The sequence below is a fragment of the Anaerotignum sp. genome (assembly GCF_045122575.1).
In the GTDB taxonomy this organism is placed as follows: Bacteria; Bacillota; Clostridia; order Lachnospirales; family Anaerotignaceae; genus Anaerotignum_A.
On sequence record NZ_JBGVHV010000092.1, the window covers coordinates 1 to 3,599 of the forward strand.

The following is a 3,599-nucleotide window of genomic DNA, read 5'->3' on the forward strand; positions in this document are numbered from 1 at the left end:
CTATGAAGGACTTTCTCAGGAGGAATGTGGGTCATATATGAATGTTTCTCGTGCGACAGCCCAGAGAATTCATCGTTCTGCAAGAAGAAAAATGGCAGCTGCCTTGGTGGAAGGCCGTCCGTTGCGAATTGAAGGCGGAGAGTATAAAATCAATGAAATAATAGATTAATAAGAGGAGGCTGTAAGTGATGGAATATGGATTTGGCATAGATATTGGTGGAACAACAGTTAAGATTGCATTTTTTGACTGTAAAGGCATATTGCTGGATAAATGGGAAATCAAAACAAATACTGAAAATGGCGGAAATGCCATTCTTTCTGATATTGCAGTCTCTATAAATAGTTATTTGATTGAAAGAAATATCCATGTAGAACAGATTATTGGTATTGGCGTAGGTGTTCCCGGACCTGTTGACGATAATGGCATAGTGAATAAATGTGTCAATCTGGGATGGGGCAAGGTAGACCTGCAAAAAGAATTAACTGCATTAACGGGTTTTCCTGTGAAAGCAGGTAACGATGCAAACGTGGCTGCATTGGGAGAATGTTGGTGTGGTGCCGCACGAGGCTATGAAAATGTGGTTCTGGCAACCCTGGGGACAGGCATTGGCGGCGGCATTGTAGTAAAAGGGAAAATTATAAACGGTGTACACGGTGCTGGTGGCGAAATTGGTCATATTGTTTTGGAAAAAGAAGAAACAGAAGCTTGTGGCTGCGGTAAATATGGATGCGCGGAACAATACTGTTCTGCAACTGGTGTTGTGAGAGTAGCAAACAGATTTCTGACAGAATCTGCAGATGCCAGTGTTCTCCGTATGTTAGAAAAAATTGAGTGTAAAGATGTGTTTGAGGCGGCGGAGAAAGGTGATGAAACTTCACAGGCTATTCTGGAACAGGTTTACAGCTATTTGGGGCTGTTTTTGGCGAATATATGCTGTGTGACAGATCCTGATGTGATTTTGATTGGTGGCGGTGTCAGCAAAGCGGGTAAGCCTCTGGTTGATGGCACAATGAAATACTTTCAGAAATACGCATTCCATGCTTGTAGGGAAACAAAAATCCTTTTGGCAGAGCTGGGAAATGATGCTGGTGCTTATGGTGCCTGGAAACTGGCATTGGATGCGTTTGGAGAAGGCTGCTGAAGCAGCAGTAATTTGCTTAAATGCAGAGGTGACTTATGCATATAGAACATATTGCAATGTATGTAAATGATTTGGAGGCAGCAAAGGATTTCTTTATCAAATACTTTTATGCAGTTTCTAATGATGGATATCATAATAAATCCACAGATTTTCGTTCTTACTTTTTAAGATTTGATAATGGTGCTCGTTTGGAAATTATGAATAAGCCGGTAATGAAAGATGGAAACAAAACTTTAACACGTACTGGTTATATCCATATTGCGTTTAGTCTTGGTAGTAAGGCAGCTGTAGATGAGTTGACAGCGAGAATGAGAAAAGATGGATATGAAGTGATTAGTGGACCCAGAACAACAGGTGATGGATATTATGAAAGCTGTATTATTGGCTTTGAAGGAAATCTGATAGAAATCACGATATAATTTAGGCACTTTCATAGCATTGCCATTCAATCCAATCCAATATCCGCAGTTTTGGATCCGAATGGCAATGGATTTTTATATCAAGTGATGTTAGGATAACAACAAAATGATTTAGCGGCATGAATTAGCATGCCGCTTTTGTTATTATATTAGCTTTATTTCGCGATATATCCATTTTTATGCATAAAGAAATAATGCTGCTGATTTAGATAATCACGGGCGATGTCAAGAGCTTCGCCAAACCGCTGGAAATGAACGATCTCCCGTTCTCTCAGGAAACGGAGGGGAGCAAGTACGGCGGGATCTTCTGCCAGATCGATGAGGTATTCATAAGTCGACCGTGCTTTCTGTTCTGCGGCCATATCTTCGTACAGATCCGTGATAGGATCTCCTTTAGACTGCACATAGGATGCAGTAAAAGGAACACCGGCAGCAGATGCGGGATATACTGCCAGACCGTGATCCACATAGTAAGGATCTAATCCTGCGGCAATGATGTCATCTTTGGAAAGACCCTGCGTCAGCTGATGGACCATGGCACCAACCATTTCAAGGTGAGCCAGTTCTTCAGTAGCGATATCATTTAACGTGGCTTTTGCTTCGGGAGTTACCATTGTGAATTTCTGACTCAGATAGCGGATTGATGCAGCCAATTCGCCGTCAGGTCCACCGAACTGCGAAAGAATGATTTTTGCCATACGGCCATCGGGCTGCGTGATTTTTACGGGGAATTGTAATTTCTTTTCATAGATCCACATTTATTTACACTCCTTTCCGGCGAAAGAAATATTTGCGTCTGCCTGCCAGGGCCAAGGGTCATTGTTCCATTCCCAATGATTTGTATTGGATGCATAGCTGCGGAAGGAGCAGAGAGGGCCATAAGCTTCTTCATATTTCATACGAACGGCATCTGCTGTTGTGATGACCTGATTGTATGCCTGAATTGCTTCGGTATTTTCAGGATGCGTGTTCAGAAACAGTGCCAGATCTACTGCAATGAAGTCCAGTTCGGATAGTTTTTTCAACAGTTCATCATGATCCATCATTATGCCTCCCTTCCAAAACGATACAGATTCCAACCGGAGCAATATGGCATGGACAGTTCGGAGAATACCGTGCCGCAAACCAGACTCTGTTCCTGATCTTTCAAATCTTCGTAGGGCTGAGTAGGGATAAAAGCCTGTGCCAGGCCAATGCGTTCCATTACGCAGGCGTTACAGTTTCCCATAGAAGCTACGGGAGTGGCGGTAAGGGTGTTTGCATTTTCTGCAGAAGCCGCCCGTGGAGAGTTTGCAGCTGACTGTGGGCAGCGGTTGTTATTGCAGACGAAGTTTCTGCACATTTCTTTCATATCATTGCCTCCTTAAGGGATTTACAATATCTATGATATGAAAAAAAGGAATAATGGTGAAAGAGCAGAATAGTATGATAGTTATTATAAAAGTAGAGTTTCTTCTATAATATATAAATATATTTATTATCGTTAATGGAACGGGAAAAAAGAATTTGTTTTTTTGTAGAAAAAAGTGTTGACAGAGGTTGGCTCATCTGTTATTATATCATTCGTTGCTGCAAAAACAGCGAGTCAACAGAATAGAACGGAAATGTACAAGAAAAAGTGCTTGACTGTGAATGAGAAATCTGTTAAAGTAATGCTCGTTGCTGCAAACGCAGCAAAGAAATGAAAAATGAATCCGAAAAGTGCTTAAAAAAGTACTTGACGAAGAAACGAAGATCTGATAAAATAATCTTCGCTGCTGAAAAAGCAGATTGATCCTTGAAAACTGAACAATGGATATGAATAACACACAACCCATAGTCAATTCAAGCAAACGGAAACGAATGCTAAATGACTTTTACCGGTTTAGCAAAACCGGACACAATTAGCCAGAAAATGATCTGGCCACGATTTAAACTTTAATATAAGAGTTTGATCCTGGCTCAGGATGAACGCTGGCGGCGTGCTTAACACATGCAAGTCGAACGAAGAAGAGTTGAATGAGAGCTTCGGCAGGATTTCTTCTCATCTTAGTGGCGG

General features: G+C 41.5%; 6 protein-coding genes and 1 rRNA gene. 4 read left to right on the forward strand and 3 right to left on the reverse strand.

Annotated features, from left to right (window positions below):
• The 3 genes from ACJMLT_RS04035 to ACJMLT_RS04045 all read left to right on the forward strand — a co-directional run.
• Positions 1-169, forward strand: a 169-nt coding sequence (locus ACJMLT_RS04035; RefSeq protein WP_405726970.1) for a DUF134 domain-containing protein, incomplete at its 5' end; no start/stop codon positions are given.
• A 19-nt stretch (positions 170-188) separates the two neighbouring features.
• The gene (locus ACJMLT_RS04040; protein ID WP_405726957.1) at positions 189-1,142 is read left to right on the forward strand and encodes an ROK family glucokinase; all 954 of its coding nucleotides are present in this window, start codon (positions 189-191) and stop codon (positions 1,140-1,142) included.
• Between the two features lie 35 nt (positions 1,143-1,177).
• Positions 1,178-1,561, forward strand: coding sequence for a VOC family protein (locus ACJMLT_RS04045; protein WP_405726959.1), 384 nt, complete (start codon positions 1,178-1,180; stop codon positions 1,559-1,561).
• A gap of 155 nt (positions 1,562-1,716) precedes the next feature.
• Here ACJMLT_RS04045 and ACJMLT_RS04050 read toward each other — a convergent pair whose 3' ends face one another.
• The 3 genes from ACJMLT_RS04050 to ACJMLT_RS04060 are packed head-to-tail and all read right to left on the reverse strand — an operon-like array spanning position 1,717 to position 2,912.
• On the reverse strand, positions 1,717-2,319 hold the full coding sequence (locus tag ACJMLT_RS04050; RefSeq protein WP_405726962.1) for a manganese catalase family protein: 603 nt from the start codon (positions 2,317-2,319) through the stop codon (positions 1,717-1,719).
• Positions 2,320-2,607, reverse strand: coding sequence for a spore coat protein CotJB (locus ACJMLT_RS04055; RefSeq protein ID WP_405726964.1), 288 nt, complete (start codon positions 2,605-2,607; stop codon positions 2,320-2,322). It abuts the gene before it with no gap.
• Positions 2,607-2,912, reverse strand: a complete 306-nt coding sequence (locus ACJMLT_RS04060) for a spore coat associated protein CotJA (protein ID WP_405726967.1) — start codon at positions 2,910-2,912, stop codon at positions 2,607-2,609. Before ACJMLT_RS04060 ends, ACJMLT_RS04055 begins: the two co-directional genes overlap by 1 nt.
• Before the next feature lie 567 nt (positions 2,913-3,479).
• Between ACJMLT_RS04060 and ACJMLT_RS04065 the strand changes: the two genes are divergently transcribed.
• Positions 3,480-3,599 (forward strand): 16S ribosomal RNA (locus tag ACJMLT_RS04065); the annotation flags it as partial.